Here is a 454-nt window from a genome sequence, read left to right as displayed (position 1 = left end):
CAACAACCTGCCGGACATGCTCTACGAGCTGGTCATGGGCGGCATGCTCATCACGGCGTTTCTACCGGTGAACCTCTCGGTGAAAAAGCAGCTCGGCGACAGGCGGGGCAACGAGTACGCATCGAATCTGCTCACCATCGTCGTGGTGCTGCTCGCTATCGTCTCGGTGCTCTGCATGGTGTTCGCCGGGCAGATCATCTACACCCAGAGCTTCTACTCGAACCAGGACGAGATGGCGCTGGCGGTGTTCTTCTTCCAGTTCTTCTCCTTACAGATTGTCTTCTACGGCGCCTCCTCCATTGTGTCGGGCCTTCTGAACGCGAACCGCGAATATTTTTGGTCCTCCTTCGCACCGGTGTTCAACAACCTCATCGTCATCGTCTCGTTCATCCTATACGCCGTCATCGCCCAGACCGATCAGAACCTGGCCTTTCTCGCCATCGCCATCGGCAAC

Annotated in this window: 1 protein-coding gene; it reads left to right on the top strand. The window is 57.0% G+C overall.

Features of this window, described 5'->3' with window-relative positions; all coding sequences use genetic code 11:
- Window positions 1–454: lipid II flippase MurJ (locus tag NE591_RS12375; protein WP_305145247.1), on the top strand; the 454-nt coding region annotated here is incomplete at both ends.

It is taken from the genome of Adlercreutzia sp. DFI.6.23, assembly GCF_024462535.1.
Classification (GTDB): domain Bacteria; phylum Actinomycetota; class Coriobacteriia; order Coriobacteriales; family Eggerthellaceae; genus Adlercreutzia; species Adlercreutzia rubneri.
Note: the sequence above shows the minus strand (reverse complement) of the source record. Positions and strands in the feature narration are given on the sequence as shown.